Origin of the sequence: Kitasatospora sp. NPDC056731 (assembly GCF_040687675.1) — a bacterium.
Classification (GTDB): domain Bacteria; phylum Actinomycetota; class Actinomycetes; order Streptomycetales; family Streptomycetaceae; genus Kitasatospora.
The window spans coordinates 70,871-86,722 of record NZ_JBFBNR010000034.1; the positions used below are offsets into that span (position 1 = coordinate 70,871).

At 73.1% G+C, this 15,852-nt stretch carries 13 protein-coding genes; 8 read left to right on the forward strand and 5 right to left on the reverse strand.

The window, feature by feature from the left end; all coding sequences use genetic code 11:
* Positions 1 to 26: 26 nt before the first annotated feature.
* On the forward strand, positions 27 to 1,742 hold the full coding sequence (locus AB0R04_RS28795; RefSeq protein ID WP_363376325.1) for a bifunctional 3'-5' exonuclease/DNA polymerase: 1,716 nt from the start codon (positions 27 to 29) through the stop codon (positions 1,740 to 1,742).
* A 25-nt stretch (positions 1,743 to 1,767) separates the two neighbouring features.
* Here the strand turns inward: AB0R04_RS28795 and dhaM are convergent, their stop codons facing one another.
* The gene (gene dhaM / locus AB0R04_RS28800) at positions 1,768 to 2,160 is read right to left on the reverse strand and encodes a dihydroxyacetone kinase phosphoryl donor subunit DhaM (protein ID WP_063349397.1); all 393 of its coding nucleotides are present in this window, start codon (positions 2,158 to 2,160) and stop codon (positions 1,768 to 1,770) included.
* Positions 2,161 to 2,317: 157 nt separating this feature from the next.
* Here dhaM and dhaK point away from each other — a divergent pair, with 157 nt between their 5' ends.
* On the forward strand, positions 2,318 to 3,313 hold the full coding sequence (dhaK, locus tag AB0R04_RS28805; RefSeq protein WP_363376329.1) for a dihydroxyacetone kinase subunit DhaK: 996 nt from the start codon (positions 2,318 to 2,320) through the stop codon (positions 3,311 to 3,313).
* A gap of 13 nt (positions 3,314 to 3,326) precedes the next feature.
* Positions 3,327 to 3,977, forward strand: coding sequence for a dihydroxyacetone kinase subunit DhaL (gene dhaL / locus AB0R04_RS28810; RefSeq protein WP_363376331.1), 651 nt, complete (start codon positions 3,327 to 3,329; stop codon positions 3,975 to 3,977).
* A 73-nt stretch (positions 3,978 to 4,050) separates the two neighbouring features.
* Here the strand turns inward: dhaL and AB0R04_RS28815 are convergent, their stop codons facing one another.
* A complete protein-coding gene (locus AB0R04_RS28815) occupies positions 4,051 to 5,223 on the reverse strand; it encodes a PP2C family protein-serine/threonine phosphatase (RefSeq protein WP_363376334.1) in 1,173 nt (390 codons plus the stop codon).
* 160 nt (positions 5,224 to 5,383) lie between these two features.
* Here AB0R04_RS28815 and AB0R04_RS28820 point away from each other — a divergent pair, with 160 nt between their 5' ends.
* The 3 genes from AB0R04_RS28820 to AB0R04_RS28830 all read left to right on the forward strand — a co-directional run bounded on the left by AB0R04_RS28820 (position 5,384) and on the right by AB0R04_RS28830 (position 9,084).
* A complete protein-coding gene (locus AB0R04_RS28820; protein WP_363376336.1) occupies positions 5,384 to 6,322 on the forward strand; it encodes a PrsW family glutamic-type intramembrane protease in 939 nt (312 codons plus the stop codon).
* A 149-nt stretch (positions 6,323 to 6,471) separates the two neighbouring features.
* The gene (locus AB0R04_RS28825; RefSeq protein WP_363376339.1) at positions 6,472 to 6,690 is read left to right on the forward strand and encodes a heavy-metal-associated domain-containing protein; all 219 of its coding nucleotides are present in this window, start codon (positions 6,472 to 6,474) and stop codon (positions 6,688 to 6,690) included.
* Between the two features lie 87 nt (positions 6,691 to 6,777).
* Positions 6,778 to 9,084 carry a heavy metal translocating P-type ATPase gene (locus AB0R04_RS28830; RefSeq protein ID WP_363376341.1) on the forward strand — a complete coding sequence of 769 codons (2,307 nt, stop codon included), beginning with the start codon at positions 6,778 to 6,780 and terminating at the stop codon, positions 9,082 to 9,084.
* A 95-nt stretch (positions 9,085 to 9,179) separates the two neighbouring features.
* On the opposite strand, the gene AB0R04_RS28835 is transcribed toward AB0R04_RS28830, so the two are convergent.
* From AB0R04_RS28835 to AB0R04_RS28845, 3 genes are all read right to left on the reverse strand, one after another.
* On the reverse strand, positions 9,180 to 9,899 hold the full coding sequence (locus AB0R04_RS28835) for an SDR family oxidoreductase (protein ID WP_063349393.1): 720 nt from the start codon (positions 9,897 to 9,899) through the stop codon (positions 9,180 to 9,182).
* A gap of 536 nt (positions 9,900 to 10,435) precedes the next feature.
* On the reverse strand, positions 10,436 to 11,725 hold the full coding sequence (locus AB0R04_RS28840; RefSeq protein WP_363376344.1) for a citrate synthase: 1,290 nt from the start codon (positions 11,723 to 11,725) through the stop codon (positions 10,436 to 10,438).
* Between the two features lie 225 nt (positions 11,726 to 11,950).
* Positions 11,951 to 14,185, reverse strand: coding sequence for an ATP-dependent RecD-like DNA helicase (locus AB0R04_RS28845; protein WP_363376347.1), 2,235 nt, complete (start codon positions 14,183 to 14,185; stop codon positions 11,951 to 11,953).
* A gap of 206 nt (positions 14,186 to 14,391) precedes the next feature.
* On the opposite strand from AB0R04_RS28845, the gene AB0R04_RS28850 reads away from it, so the two are divergent.
* Positions 14,392 to 15,183: a VOC family protein gene (locus AB0R04_RS28850; protein ID WP_363376350.1), complete on the forward strand. Its 792-nt coding sequence runs from the start codon at positions 14,392 to 14,394 to the stop codon at positions 15,181 to 15,183.
* Between the two features lie 91 nt (positions 15,184 to 15,274).
* A complete protein-coding gene (locus AB0R04_RS28855) occupies positions 15,275 to 15,727 on the forward strand; it encodes a GNAT family N-acetyltransferase (protein WP_063349389.1) in 453 nt (150 codons plus the stop codon).
* The last annotated feature ends 125 nt before the right edge of the window (positions 15,728 to 15,852 follow it).

Consider the following 15,852-nt stretch of genomic DNA (forward strand, 5'->3'; position numbering starts at 1 on the left):
CAGCGCGCCGGAGAGGAGACCCCCCCGTGGCACCCAGGACGGCCCTCGCCCCCGACCCGCACGGCCCCGGCGGCCGGCTCCAGCCGCTCGACGACGCCGGCACCCCGCTCGGCCCGCCCGAGAAGGTCCCCGACCTCGCCGCCGCCGTCGCCGCCCGGGAAGCCGCCGAGCACTCCCGTTGGGTGTGGGCCGCCACCGACAGCGCCTACGCGCCGCTGCTGCCCCGGCTGCCCGACCGGCTCGCCCGCTGCCACGACCTGCGCCTGGTCGAGGCCCTGCTGCTGGCGCACGAGGGCCGGTTCGGCGCGCCGCGCTCGCTCGGCGCCGCCTGGTCCCGGCTGCGCGGCCTGCCCGTCCCGGACGACCTGCCCGAGCCCGGCGCCGCCGAGTCCGACGACGGACAGGACACCCTGTTCGCGCCCGACCGGCTGCAACTGCCGCCCGGCGCCGACCCGCTGACCGCCGTCGTCGCCGTCCACGCCGAGCAGCAGCGCCGGATCGCCGCGATCGCCGACCCGGCCGCCCGGCACCGGTTCCGGCTGCTGGTCGCCGCCGAGTCCGCCGGCGCGCTGGTCGCCGCCGAGATCGCGTACGACGGGCTGCCCTGGCGCGCCGACGTCCACGACCAGCTGCTCACCGAACTCCTCGGCCCCCGCCCGACCGTTCCCGGCGCCCAGCCGAGACTGCTCGCCGACCTCGCCGTCGAACTCCAACAGGCCCTCGGCGGGCGCCCGTTCAACCCCGACTCGCACACCCAGGTGCTGCGCGCCTTCGCCGAGAACGGCATCCAGCTCGGCTCCACCCGCTCCTGGGAGCTCAAGGGCGTCGCCCACCCGGCCGCCGCGCTGCTGATCCGCTACAAGGAGCTGTCCCGGATCCACGCCGCGCACGGCTGGGCCTGGCAGGACGCCTGGGCCCGCGGCGGCCGGTTCCGGCCCGAGTACGTGGTCGGCGGCGTGGTCTCCGGGCGCTGGGCCAGCCGCGGCGGCGGCGCGCTGCAGATCCCGCGCATCCTGCGCCGCGCCGTCGTCGCCGACCCGGGCTGGCTGCTGGTCGTCGCCGACGCCGCCCAGTTGGAGCCCCGGGTGCTCGCCGCCCTCTCCCAGGACGCCGGGCTGGCCCGCACCGCCGCCGGCGGCGACCTGTACGAGGCGCTGGCCGCCAACGCCTTCCAGGGCGACCGCGACAAGGCCAAACTCGGCCTGCTCGGCGCCATGTACGGGCAGACCAGCGGCGACATCGGCCCGCTGCTGAACACCCTGCGCCACCGCTACCCCGCCGCGATGGGCTACGTCGAGGCCGCCGCCCGCACCGGCGAGGACGGCGGGGTGGTCGCCTCCCGGCTGGGCCGGGTCTGCCCGCCCGCCTCCGCCGAGTTCCTCGACCTCACCGAGGCCCCCGACACGGCCGGCGAGGCCGGCGGCCGGCAGGCCCGCGCCCGCGGCCGCTTCACCCGCAACTTCGTCATCCAGGCCAGCGCCGCCGACTGGGCACTCGCCCTGCTCGCCGCCCTGCGCCGCCGGCTGAGCGACCTGCCGGTGGCCGGCCCGGCGGAGCGCCCGCACCTGGTGTTCTTCCAGCACGACGAGGTGATCGTGCACACCCCGGCCAACCTCGCCGACGAGGTGGCCGCCGCGGTCGCCGAGGCGGCCGACGAGGCCCGCCGCCTGGTGTTCGGCGACACCCCGGTCCGCTTCCCGCTCACCACGGCGGTGGTGGACTGCTACGCCGACGCCAAGTAACCGCCCCGGCGTCACGGCCGCGGCTTCAGAGCTTCCGGAACGAGCGGGCCTCCTCGGCCGCCGCGACCACCTCCGCCAGCGCCGCCCCGGTCGAGGCGGTGACGGCGGCCGCCACCGCGCCCTCCACGAACGGCGCGTCCACCAGCCGCACACCCGGACGCGGCTCGTCCTCCAGCACCGTGACGGCGGTGAGCACCGAGCTGCCGAGATCCGGCAGCACGACCACGCCCGCCCCGCCGTCCGCCTCGGCGACGGCCCGCGCGATCAGGTCGTAGCTGGTGCCGAGCCCGCCGTCCTCCGTACCCGCCGCGCACACCACCCGCACGCCGCCCGGGGCGAGTTCGGCGAGCAGCTCGCGCAGCCCGGCGGCCAGTCGGGCGCTGTGCGAGACCAGGACGATACCCACGTGTTCGCTCATGCGCCCGACCCTACGACCGACCCCGCGGCCGACGCCGCTACTCCGGGAGAGTGACGCGAATCCCGCGTGTCGCACCCCGTGCCCGCCACCCCCGTCTGGCGTAGCGTCGGGGCAGCAGCGTCCACGGCCGACGACCCGCACAAGGGAGCGAAGAGCGTTGAAGAAGCTGATCAACACCCCGGAGAGCGTCCTGGAGGACGCGTTGGCCGGAGTCGCCGCCGCCCACCCCGAGCTGACGGTGGACATCCCCAACCGGGTGATCACCCGGGCCGCCCGCCCGGCCGGGCCCAAGGTCGCGGTGATCTCCGGCGGCGGCTCCGGCCACGAGCCGCTGCACGGCGGCTTCGTCGGCCCCGGCATGCTGGACGCCGCCTGCCCCGGCGAGGTCTTCACCTCCCCGGTGCCGGACCAGATGCTGGCCGCCGCCAAGGCCGTGGAGAGCGGCGCCGGCGTCGTCTTCATCGTGAAGAACTACACCGGCGACGTGATGAACTTCGAGCTCGCCGCCGAACTCGCCGCCGAGGAGGGCCTGACGGTCCGCACCGTCCTGGTCGATGACGACGTCGCGGTCGAGGACTCCACCTGGACGGCCGGCCGCCGCGGCACCGGGGCGACCGTCCTGGTCGAGAAGGCCACCGGAGCGCTGGCCGAACGCGGCGCCCCGCTCGACGAGGTGGCCGCCCTGGGCGAGCGGGTCAACGCCGCCTCCCGCTCCTTCGCCATCGCACTCACCGCTGCCACCACTCCGGCCGCCGGCAAGCCCGGCTTCGACCTGCCCGAGGACGAGATCGAGGTCGGCGTCGGCATCCACGGCGAGCCCGGCCGTCGCCGCGAGAAGCTGCGCCCGGCCCGCGCGCTGGCCGCCGAGGTGGTCGACACCATCCTCGCCGACCACCACCTGGCCCCGGGCGACGAGGTGATCGCCCTGCTCAACGGCCTCGGCGCGACCCCCCTGCTGGAGCTGTACATCGCCTACGGCGAGGTCGCCGCCCGGCTCGCCGAGCGCGGCATCACGGTGGCCCGCAGCCTGGTCGGCAACTACGTCACCAGTCTGGACATGGCGGGCTTCTCGCTCACCCTCACCAAGGCCGACCCGCAGCTGCTGGAGCTGTGGGACGCGCCCGTCGACACCCCCGCCCTCAAGCGGGCCTGAGCCGGGAGACGTCATGGACTTCGACACCCCCCTCGCCGAGGCCTGGGTCCGCGCGATCGCCGCGGCCGTCGAGAAGGAGCAGGGCCGGCTCACCGAGCTGGACTCGGCGATCGGCGACGGCGACCACGGCAGCAACCTCCGGCGCGGCTTCTCCGCCGCCTTGGCCGCCCTCGACGGCCTCCGGCCGGCCGGCCCGGGCGCGGTGCTCACCAAGGTGGGCAGCACGCTGATCTCCAAGGTCGGCGGCGCCTCCGGCCCGCTCTACGGCAAGGCCTTCCGCGCCATCGGCGCCGCCCTGCCCGATCCCGCCCTGCCCGGCTCCGCCGACCCCGTCGGCCCGGCCGCCGTCGCCGAGGCGCTGGCGGCCGGCCTGGACGCCGTCCGCACCCTCGGCAAGGCCGTGCTCGGGGACAAGACCATCGTCGACGCCTACACCCCGGCCGTCGCCGCCTTCCGCGCCGCGGCCGGCGCCGGGGCCACCCTCCCCGAGGCGGCGGCCGCCGCCGCCGAGGCCGCCGACCAGGGCGCCCGCGACACCGTCCCCCTCCAGGCCCGCAAGGGCCGCGCCTCCTACCTCGGCGAGCGCAGCATCGGCCACCAGGACCCTGGCGCCACCTCCACCGCCCTCCTCTTCCGCGCCCTCGCCGACGTCACCGCGTCCTGAGGCGCCCTCCTCCTCGCGCGGACACCCGCGCGAGGAGGATCCCCGCGCGGGGAGGAGGGGAGGAGGCCGGCCCTCAGCCGTCCGTCCTGGCGATCAGCAACAGCAGGGCGTCGTCCCGCAGTTCCCCGCCCGTGTGCGCGAGCAGGTCCGCGTACACCCGCCCCACCGCCGCCTCCAGATCCCCCTCCGACCGCGTGGCGCCCCGCACCAGCGGCCCGACCCGCTCCGCCAGCGGGTAGAACTCCCCGCTCTTGCGGTGCCGCGCCTCGACCACCCCGTCCGTGCAGAGCACCAGCACGTCCTCCGCCCCGAACGGCTGGTCCCAGCTGGCCGGTTCGCCCGTCGCCAGCCGTCCGAGGCCGAGCGGCACCCAGGGGTCGGGGGCGTCCAGCACGTGCGCCCGCCCGTCGCCGTCGACCCGGATCGGCGGGACGTGCCCGTACTGCAGAAGTTCCATCACCCCGGGCGTGCGGAACTCCGCGAACAGCGCGGTGGTGAACTCCCCGTCCGGGACGTGCCGCTCGACGCTGGCCTCGATCCGCGCCGCGACGCCCCGCAGCCCGGCCTCGTCGTACGCGGCCTCCCGGAACGCGCCGAGCACCACGGCCGCGGTCTGCACGGCGGAGAGCCCCTTGCCCCGGACGTCCCCGACCGCGACCCGGGTGCCGTGCGGCGTCTCCAGCACCGAGTACAGGTCCCCGCCGATCCGTGAGGCGTCGGCCGCCGACACGTACCGGACGGCCAGCCGCAGCGGCCCGACGGCCGGCCCGGGCAGCCGCAGCAGGGCCCGCTGGGCGGCCTCGGCGACGGAGCTGACGGCCGCGAAGGCCGCCGCGCGCCGCATCCGAATCTTGGCGACCCAGGCGGAGAAGACCGTCAGCACGGCGTAGCTGACCATCGCACCGTAGAGGAAGCGCGCGTCGTTGATGTTGTCGACCTCGTCGTAGTGGCTGAGCCCGAAGACCGCGAGCAGGCCGAGCGCGCAGACGGCGAGCAGTTCGCCCGGTCTGAGGGTGAGCGCGGCGGCGGCCGGGACGACGGTCATCAGCGGTGCCAGGTAGCGGTCCTTGCCGGAGAGGAGGTCAGCGAGTGCGACCAGGAGCACGGCGAGCAGCGCCGGGCTGGCCCGCCGCCAGAACGGCACGTCCTGGAGGTCGGCGGCCAGCAGGGCGCCGCGCCGCCGGTCCGGCGGCAGCCCGGCGGCGCTGGGGGCCGAGGGGGACTGGGCACGGCGGGTCGGGAACACATACCGAACATAAGGGACGTTCGCGGCACCCACCCGCCCGCCTACCGCGTTTCCGTCCGCCGCGGCCGCCGCCCCGCCGCACGGGCGTCCCGATCGCCCCTAAATGCCCTATTTGTCATACAGTTCGACCAAAGCGGCTACCCCGAGGAGGCCCTGACCGGTGTCCGGCTACCGCAACACCCCCCGCATCTCCGACGCCCCGGCCCGCACGACGGCCACGTCCGACCACTGGCTGAGGGTCTTCGCCGTCGGCCTGCTGCTCTGGGGCGCCACCGTCGTCGTCACGTTCCTCACCGGGAACAGCAACCTCGTCCCGACGATCGTGCTGCTCGGCAGCTTCCTGGTCCCGGCCACCGTGGTGATCTGGGCCTACGAGCGCTACGCCGGCGACCTCGGCCCGGACCGGATCTTCGCCTGCTTCGGCGTCGGCGGCATCATCGGCGTCCTGGGCGCCTCGGTGCTGGAGAGCTACCTGGTCTCGCCCTCGGCCGGGATGTACGTCGCCGTCGGACTGATCGAGGAGGCGGCCAAGCTGGCCGCCCTGGTCATGGTGAGCCGCCGGCTGCGGGTCAGCGGGCTGCGGCACGGGCTGGTGCTCGGCGCCACCGTCGGCGCGGGGTTCGCCGCGTTCGAGAGTGCCGGGTACGCGTTCAACGCCGTGCTGAGCATCCAGGGGCTTTCGCTCGAGGACCTGGTCGAGACGGAGATCCTGCGCGGGGTGCTCGCGCCGGTCGGCCACATCCTGTGGACGGCGATCGTCGGCGGGGTGCTGTTCAGCGAGCGCCGCGGCGGGCGGTTCCGCTTCACCACCCCGGTCGCCGTCACCTACCTGGGCGTATCGCTGCTGCACGCGCTCTGGGACAGCACGAGCGGCATCGCCGTCTGGCTGGTCGCCAAGACCACCGCGAGCTCCTGGCAGCGCGCCCTGTTCGAGCTCGGCCACATGCCCGACCCCACCAGCGAGCAGGTGCACCTGTACACCCTCTACGACACGGCCGGACTGCTCGTGGTCTCCTTGGGCGGGCTGCTCTGGCTGCGGCTGCTGATCCGGCGCGAGCGCGCGCCGATCCCGGCCCAGCTCCCGGCCTCCCCGGCCTGAGGCGGTCCGGCGCATACGCTCGACCGGCGTGCGCGTCCGTAACGCGTGCCACTTCACCCACTCCTCCCGGAAATACCCCTGCGGGGTATGGTGTTGTCAGAGTAGAGCCCGGGCCGACGCCCGGGGCGCCACACCTCCAGGAGGCCCGGATGTCCAGCACCACCACCTACACCGTGACCGGCATGAGCTGCGGCCACTGCGAGAAGGCGATCAGCGAGGAGCTCTCCGCCCTCACCGGCGTCACCGAGGTCGCCGCCGACTCCAAGGCCGGCACCGTGACGGTCTCCTCCCTCGCCCCGCTGGACGACGAGCAGGTCCGCAGCGCCGTCGACGAGGCCGGCTACGAACTGGTCGGCCGCAGCGCCTAGGCCTCCCTGTACGCCCGGTATGGCGGGGCCCGGGCAGCGGACCCCGCCGTACACCCCCACCGAGGAGCTGCCGAGGAGCCGATCCGCATGAGCGAGCGAAGCGAACTGGTCACCACCGCCCCCGGCGTCCAGGGCACCCCCGGGGTCCGGGACCGGGTCGAGCTGTCGATCGGCGGCATGACCTGCGCCTCCTGCGCGACCCGGATCGAGAAGAAGCTCAACCGGATGGACGGCGTCGAGGCCACCGTCAACCTCGCCACCGAGAAGGCCCGGATCGACTACGGCCCCGGGGTGACGGTCGAGGACCTGATCGCCACAGTCGAGCGCACCGGCTACACCGCCGAACTCCCGCCGCCCCCGGCCCCCACCCTCCCGACCGGCGCCGACGCCAGTAGCGGTGCCAGTACCGGTACCGACACCGCCGACCCGCTGTACGACCGGCTGCTGATCAGCGCCGTCCTCAGCGTCCCGGTGGTCATGCTGTCGATGATCCCGGCCCTCCAGTTCGCCAACTGGCAGTGGCTCGCCTTCGCACTCACCGGCCCGGTCTTGGTCTACGGCGGCCTGCCGTTCCACCGCGCCGCCTGGACCAACCTCAAGCACGGCGCCGCGACCATGGACACCCTGGTCTCGCTCGGCACCCTGGCCGCCTTCGGCTGGTCGTTCTGGGCACTGTTCTGGGGCCACGCAGGCCTGCCCGGGATGCACCACGACTTCTCACTGGCGATCGGCGACACCGACGCCTCCTCCACCCTCTACCTGGAGACGGCCGCCGCCGTCACCGTGCTGATCCTGCTCGGCCGCCACCTGGAGGCCCGCTCCAAGCGCCGGGCCGGGGCCGCCCTGCACGCCCTGCTCGACCTCGGCGCCAAGGACGTCACCGTGCTGCGCGGCGGGGCCGAGGTCCGGATCCCGGTCGGCGGCCTGGCCGTGGGCGACCGGTTCGTGGTGCGGCCGGGCGAGAAGATCGCCACCGACGGCATGGTCGTCGAGGGCGGATCGGCGGTGGACGCCTCGATGCTCACCGGCGAGTCCGTACCGGTCGAGGTCGGCGTCGGCGACCAGGTCACCGGAGCCACCGTCAACGCGGGCGGCCGACTGGTCGTCGAGGCCACCCGGATCGGCGCGGACACCCAGCTGTCCCGGATGGCCCGGCTGGTCGAGGACGCGCAGAACGGCAAGGCCGCCGCCCAGCGCCTCGCCGACCGGATCTCCGCCGTCTTCGTCCCGATCGTCATCCTGCTCGCGCTCGCCACCCTGGTCGGCTGGCTCCTGGCCTCGGACAGCCCCACCGAGGCGTTCACCGCCGCCGTCGCCGTGCTGATCATCGCCTGCCCGTGCGCCCTGGGCCTGGCCACCCCGACCGCGCTCATGGTCGGCACCGGCCGCGGCGCCCAACTGGGCATCCTGATCAAGGGCCCCGAAGTACTGGAGACCACCCGCAAGGTCGACACCATCGTCCTGGACAAGACCGGCACCGTCACCACCGGCCGGATGACCCTGCTCGCCGTGCACACCGCCGAGGGCGTCGACGAGACCGAGGCACTGCGCCTGGCCGGCGCCCTGGAGCACGCCTCCGAGCACCCGATCGCCGCCGCCATCGCCACCGCCGCCGCGGAGCGGACCGGCGCGCTACCGCCGGTCGAGGACTTCCGCAACCTCCCCGGGCGGGGCGTGCAGGGCGTCGTCGAGGGCCGGACGGTGGTCGCCGGGCGCGAGGCCCTGCTCGCCGACCGGGCCCAGCACCTGCCGCCCGTCCTGGCCCGCGCCAAGGCCGCGGCCGAGGCGGCCGGGCGGACCGCGATCGCGGTGGGCTGGGACGGCGAGGCCCGGGCCGTCCTGGAGGTCGCGGACGCGGTCAAGCCGACCAGCGCCGAGGCGATCGCCCGGCTGCGCGCGCTGGGCTTGCGTCCGGTGCTGCTGACCGGCGACAACCGGGCGGTCGCCGAGGCCGTCGCGGCCGAGGTCGGCATCGCCCCGGCGGACGTGGTCGCCGAGGTGCTGCCCGAGGACAAGGTGGAGACCGTCAAGCGGCTCCAGGCCGAGGGCAAGGTCGTGGCGATGGTCGGCGACGGCGTCAACGACGCGGCCGCCCTCGCCCAGGCCGACCTGGGCCTGGCCATGGGCACCGGCACCGACGCCGCGATCGAGGCCGGCGACCTCACCCTGGTCCGCGGCGACCTGCGCTCGGCGGCCGACGCCATCCGGCTCTCCCGCCGCACGCTCGGCACCATCAAGGGCAACCTGTGCTGGGCCTTCGGCTACAACGTGGCAGCGATCCCGCTGGCCGCCGCCGGGCTGCTCAACCCGATGGTCGCCGGCGCCGCAATGGCCTTCTCCTCGGTCTTCGTGGTCACCAACAGCCTGCGACTGCGCCGCTTCCAGCCCGCCTGACCCGCCCACGCGACGCGGAAGGGCCCGGACCGCCAGGTCCGGACCCTTCCCTGCGTCAACGCGTCAAAGCACCAACGCGTCAAAGCGCCAACGCGTCAACGCCCGAGCAACTCGCCGCCGTTGCAGTGCAGGATCTCGCCGGTGATGAACCCGGCCTCGGGCGAGGCCAGGAAGTAGACCGCGGCCGCGACCTCACCGGTCTCCCCGATCCGGCCCAGCAGGGTGCGGGCCGCCCGGCGGGAGACCTCGGCCTCGTCCAGCCGGGGGCCGAAGAACTCGGTGCCGGCCACCGTCCCGGGCGCGACGATGTTGGCGGTGATCCCGGAGGTGCCCAACTGGGCGGCCAGGAAGTGGTTCCAGGCGTGCAGCGAGGCCTTCGCCGCACCGAACGAGCCGGCCCCGCGCAGGGCGGCGATCGAGCTGATGGTGACCACCCGGCCGGCGCCGGGGGTGAGCCGGTCCCGGATCGACTCGGTGAGCAGCACCACGGTCAGCACGTTGCGCTCGAAGTCGCCGCGCCAGCGGGCCAGCAGGGCGTGCGGCCCGGCGCCGATCACGGTCTCCCGGCTGCCGGCGTTGTTGACCAGGACGTCGATCCGCTCGGGCAGTTCGGCGAGCGCGGCCTCGACGGCATCGGGGTCGGCGAGATCGCACACCAGCGGGGTGACGTTCGGCCCGAGGTCCGCCGCGGCCTTCTCCAGGACCGCGCGGCGGCGGCCCACGATCACGACCCGTTCGCCCGCCTCGGCGAACCGCCGCGCGACTTCGTACCCGATTCCCGTGCCACCGCCGGTGACAACGACGTTCCTGGCCATCTGCGCACTCCCTCCCCAGCTCCGCCGCCACGCTGCGAGGGTGCGGGACGGTCCGTACCGGAATGCCACGATTCCTATCACGCTCGGTTGCCGTGACTGCGGGGAGGGTGACGTCGCGCGCGCGGGAACGTGTGATATGGGCGCGGCACGACGTGCACACGGAGCGTGGCGAGAGGCAGCTCACACCCCCCGGGCGTAACTTCTCGCACCCTGATACGTCTTAGGTTGGTAGTGCGGCAGTTTTCCGATGAGCGGGGACGCGACGAACGGCAATGCGTCCCCGCGCTTCCACCGACTGCCGCCGACGGGGCTCCGGCGGGCCCCGGGACGGTCGTCGACCTTGACGGCCTTCGCGCACGACGCCGGGGTTGCGGCGGGTCAGGGACGCTTTGAGCGGCCGTCCCCGGCTTCGGCCCGGCCCCGGAGTCGTGCGCCGTACGGTTCCGCCCCCGCGCGGGCGCCCACCCGGGCCCACCGCACGGGGACGCGGAAGGGCCCGGCCGCCAAGTGGCGACCGGGCCCTTCCGGGTGCAGCGTCAGCGGTCGCCGAGGGCGACGTAGTCGCGGATCTCGACGCCGGTGTAGATCTGGCGCGGACGGCCGATCCGGCTGGTCGGGTCGTTGATCATCTCGTGCCAGTGGGCGATCCAGCCCGGCAGCCGGCCGAGGGCGAACAGCACGGTGAACATGCTGGTCGGGAAGCCCATGGCGCGGTAGATCAGGCCGGTGTAGAAGTCCACGTTCGGGTAGAGCTTGCGCGAGATGAAGAAGTCGTCCTTGAGGGCGTGCTCCTCCAGCTTGAGCGCGATGTTCAGCAGCTCGTCGTTCTTGCCGAGCTGGCCGAGGACCTCGTGCGCGAGCAGCTTGACCTGCGCGGCGCGCGGGTCGAAGGCCTTGTAGACGCGGTGGCCGAAGCCCATCAGCTTGACGCCGGCTTCCTTGTTCTTCACCTTCGTGATGAACGCGTCGACGTCGCCGCCGTCCTTCTGGATGCTCTCCAGCATCTCCAGCACGGCCTGGTTGGCGCCGCCGTGCAGCGGGCCCCAGAGCGCCGAGATGCCCGCCGAGATCGAGGCGAACAGGTTGGCGTGGCTGGAGCCGACCAGGCGCACGGTGGAGGTCGAGCAGTTCTGCTCGTGGTCCGCGTGCAGGATGAGCAACTTGTCCAGGGCGTTGACGATCACCGGGTTGAGCTCGTAGTCCTCGGCGGGGACGGCGAAGGTCATCCGCAGGAGGTTCTCGACGTAGCTCAGGTCGTTGCGCGGGTAGACGAAGGGCTGGCCCATCGCCTTCTTGTACGCGTAGGCGGCGATCGTCGGCAGCTTGGCGAGCAGGCGGACGGTCGACAGGTGGCGCTGGCCGGCGTCGAACGGGTTGTGGCTCTCCGGGTAGAACGTGGAGAGCGCGCCGACCACCGAGGACAGCATGGCCATCGGGTGGGCGTCCCGCGGGAAACCCTGGAAGAAGCGCTTGACGTCCTCGTGCAGCAGGGTGTGCTGGGTGATCTCGCGGTTGAACTCGGTCAGCTGGTCCGCGTTGGGCAGCTCACCGTTGATCAGGAGGTACGCGGTCTCGATGAAGCCGCCCTGCCCTGCGAGCTGCTCGATCGGGTAGCCGCGGTACCGCAGGATGCCGTTGTCACCGTCCACGAAGGTGATCGCGGACTTGTACGCGGCGGTGTTACCGAAGCCGTTGTCCAGGGTGACCAGGCCGGTCTGCGGGAGCAGCTTCGAGATGTCGAAGCCGGCGTTGCCCGCAGTGCTCTCGACGACGGGGTACTCGTACTCGCCGTCCTGGTACCGCAGTACTACCGAGTTGTCGCTCACGTCTTCCTCACCGACGAAATGAATCCTCTTCCAAGGTGCCCTGACTGCCTCTACCATCCCCCATCTGGAGGACAGCCGCGCACCCGGGGTGGCCCGAAAGGGCCCGCCCCTACAAAACCTGCTGCCGCAGCCGGTACGAACCGGACAAGATCGGCACCACCCTAGGCTCTGCCGTAAATCTCTTCACGTCAAGAGAACATTAGAGGCAACCATCCTGTTGGATAATCATCCAGTTGCCAGTCGATGATCGAGCGCCGCATGCCGTCGACCTGCACTGACGGTCCGCACGGCCTGGGCGATCGCCTTCCGTGACCCCACCAGTACCACCAGTTTCCTGGCCCTGGTCACAGCGGTGTAGAGCAGGTTTCGCTGGAGCATCGTCCAAGCGGACATGGTGACCGGAATCACCACGACCGGGTACTCGCTGCCCTGCGAGCGGTGGATCGTGACCGCGTACGCGTGGGCCAGCTCGTCCAGTTCGTCGAAGTCGTACGGCACCTCCTCGTCCTCGTCGGTGAGCACCGTCAACCGCTGGTCGTCCACGCTGAGGGCGGTCACCACTCCCACTGTGCCGTTGAAGACCCCGTTGCGCCCCTTGTCGTAGTTGTTGCGCACCTGCGTGACCTTGTCCCCCACCCGGAACGTGCGCCCGCCGAACCGCCGCTCCGCCAGCCCCTCCCGGGCCGGCGTCACCGCCCCCTGGAGCAGCGTGTTCAGGTTCCCCGCCCCGGCCGGACCCCGGTGCATCGGCGCCAGCACCTGGACGTCCCGCCGCGGGTCGAAGCCGAACCGCTGCGGGATCCGCCGCGCCACCACGTCCACCGTCAGACCGGCCGCCAGCTCCGCGTCGTCCTCCGCGAACAGGAAGAAGTCCGGCAGACCGTCCGTCAGCGGCGGCCGCCCCTCGTTGATCCGGTGCGCGTTCGTCACCACCCCCGACTGCTGGGCCTGCCGGAAGATCCTGGTCAGCCGCACCGACGGGATCGGGCCGCCCTCCGCCAGCAGATCCCGCAGCACCTCGCCGGCGCCCACCGACGGCAGCTGGTCCACGTCCCCCACGAACAGCAGGTGCGCCCCCGGCGGCACCGCCTTGACCAGCTTGTTCGCCAGGATCAGATCCAGCATCGAGGCCTCGTCCACCACCACCAGATCGGCGTCCAGCGGCCGGTCCCGGTCGTACGCGGCGTCCCCGCCCGGTTTCAGTTCCAGCAGCCGGTGCACCGTCGAGGCCTCCGCCCCGGTCAGCTCCGCCAGCCGCTTCGCCGCCCGCCCGGTCGGCGCCGCCAGCACCACCTTCGCCCGCTTGGCCAGCGCCAGCGTCACGATCGACTTCACCGTGAACGACTTGCCGCAGCCCGGACCACCCGTCAGCACCGCGACCCGCTCGGTCAGCGCCAGCCGCACCGCCTGCTCCTGCTCCGGCGCGAGATCGGCCCCGGTACGCTTGGCCAGCCACTCCAACGCCACCGGCCAGTCCACCCCGCCGAACCACGGCATCCGGTCGGAATCCGAACGCAGCAACCGCAGCAGCTGGTTGGCCAGCGAGATCTCCGCCCGGTGGAACGGCACCAGGTACACCGCGGTGATCGCCTCGCCCGCCTCCCCCGGCACCGACTCCCGCACCACCCCCTCCGCCGCGACCAGCTCCGCCAGGCAGTCGATCACCAGGCCCACGTCCACCTGCAGCAGCTTCACGCCGTCCGCGATCAGCCGCTCCTCCGGCAGGTAGCAGTGCCCCTGGTCGCTGCTCTGCGACAGCGCGTACTGCAGCCCCGCCTCCACCCGCTCCGGGCTGTCGTGCGGGATCCCCACCGCCTGGGCGATCCGGTCCGCCGTCAGGAAGCCGATCCCCCACACGTCCGACGCCAGCCGGTACGGCTCGTTCCTCACCACCCCGATCGAGGCGTCCCCGTACTGCTTGTAGATCCGCACCGCGAGCGAGGTCGACACCCCGACCCCCTGGAGGAAGACCATCACCTCCTTGATGGCCTTCTGCTCCTCCCAGGCCGCCGCGATCTTCTTCGTCCGCTTCGGCCCCAGCCCCGGCACCTCGATCAGCCGGCCCGGCTCGTGCTCGATCACCTCCAGGGTGTCCGCCCCGAAGCGCTCCACGATCCGCTCGGCGAACCGCGGCCCGATCCCCTTGATCAGCCCCGAACCCAGGTACCGCTGGATGCCCTGCACCGTCGCCGGCAGCACCGTCGTGTAGTTCTCCACCGTGAACTGCCGCCCGTACTGCGGATGCGAGCCCCACCGCCCGTGCAGCCGCAGCGACTCCCCCACCTGGGCTCCCAGCAGCGCGCCCACCACCGTCAGCAGGTCGTTCCCGCCCCGGCCGGTGTCCACCCGGGCCACCGTGTAACCGGTGTCCTCGTTGGCGTACGTGATCCGCTCCAGCACGCCCTCGACCTGCGCGAGCTGGCGCGGCGCCTCCTGCCCCGACTGCGCCTGCCTGGCCACCGGGACCCCCTTCGACCAGTACGGGTGGACCTTTCGTTACGCACCGTACCGCCCGGCCACGACAAGCCCGCACCTGCGCCCGACCGCCCCCGCGGCAGGAGCGCCCCCGGGCCCCTGCCGTGCAGCGCCCCCGCCGAGGTGCCAGGCTGGGACGGGCAGGGGGGCACGATCGCGCCCGTCCGGGCCCCGTCCGAGGAGCAGTGCCCATGCTCAACACCGCCTTCCGCCCCGGCTCCCCCGACTGGCTCGACCTGGGCAGTCCCGACACCCGGGCCTCCGTCGACTTCTACACCGCCCTGTTCGGCTGGACCTTCGACCCGGCCGGCCCCGAAGCCGGCGGGTACGGCTTCTTCCAGCTCGACGGCCGGACGGTCGCCGCCCTCGGCCCGCTCGCCGAGGAGGGCTCCCTGCCCGCCTGGACGCTGTACTTCGCCACCCTCGACGCCGACCGCACCACCGAACTCGTCGAACAGGCCGGCGGGCACGTCCGGTTCACCCCCTTCGACGTCTTCACCGCGGGCCGGATGGCCGGCTACACCGACCCGACCGGCGCCGAGTTCGCCGTCTGGCAGCCGCACGACACCCGCGGCCTGGAGGTCGTCAACGAGGAGGGCAGCCTCTGCTGGACCGAGTGCTACAGCGTCGACGCCGTACGCGCCAAGACCTTCTACCGGACCGTCTTCAGCTGGCAGGAACAGGACGTACCGCTCGAAGGCACCTCCTACACCGTCCTCACCCCCGCGGGTGCCGGCAGCGACGACGCCCACGGCGGCATCATGCAGCTCGGCCCCGAACAGACCGCCCGCGGCACCACCTCGCACTGGCTCCCCTACTTCGAGGTCCCCAACGTGGACGCCAGCCTCGCCATCGCCGACAAGCTCGGGGCCACCGTGCGGATCCCCGCCATGGACGTCCACGGCGTGGGCCGCCTCGCCCAGTTCCACGACCCGCACGGCGCCGTCTTCGCCGTCATCACCAGTGCCAAGCCCGGGGAGTGACGGCAGATCACCCCCGAGAAGGGGCCTGAGGGGGCTCTACGGGCAGTGGCGGCGGGGGTGCGGGGAAACAAGGCGCGCCTATCCTCTGATCATGACTGACCTGACGATCCGCAGGGCCACCGCAGAGGACCTGCCGGCGATAGTGGCCCTGCTCGCCGACGACGCCCTGGGTGCCACCCGCGAGAGCCCCGACGACCTCACGCCGTACCGTGCCGCCTTCGCCCGCGTCGACGGCGACCCGCACCAGCACCTGGTCGCCGCCGAGCGCGCCGGCCGGACCGTCGGCACCCTGCAGCTGACCGTGATCCCCGGCCTCTCCCGGAAGGGCTCCACCCGGACCGTCATCGAGGCCGTCCGCATCCACGCCGACGAGCGGGGCAGCGGCCTCGGCACCGAACTGATCCAGTGGGCGATCGAGCGTTCCCGCGAACTCGGCGCCGACCTCGTCCAGCTCACCTCCGACGCGACCCGCACCGACGCCCACCGCTTCTACGAGAAGCTCGGCTTCGTCCCGTCGCACGTCGGATTCAAACTCCAGCTCTGAGACCTTCCCCAGCTCTGAGACCTTGAAGTCCCAAAGCCCCGGAAATGCAGAGAACCCCCATCCGGTTTCCCGGATGGGGGTTCTCTGTGAATGATTGTTCGGCGGCGTCCTACTCTCCCACAGGG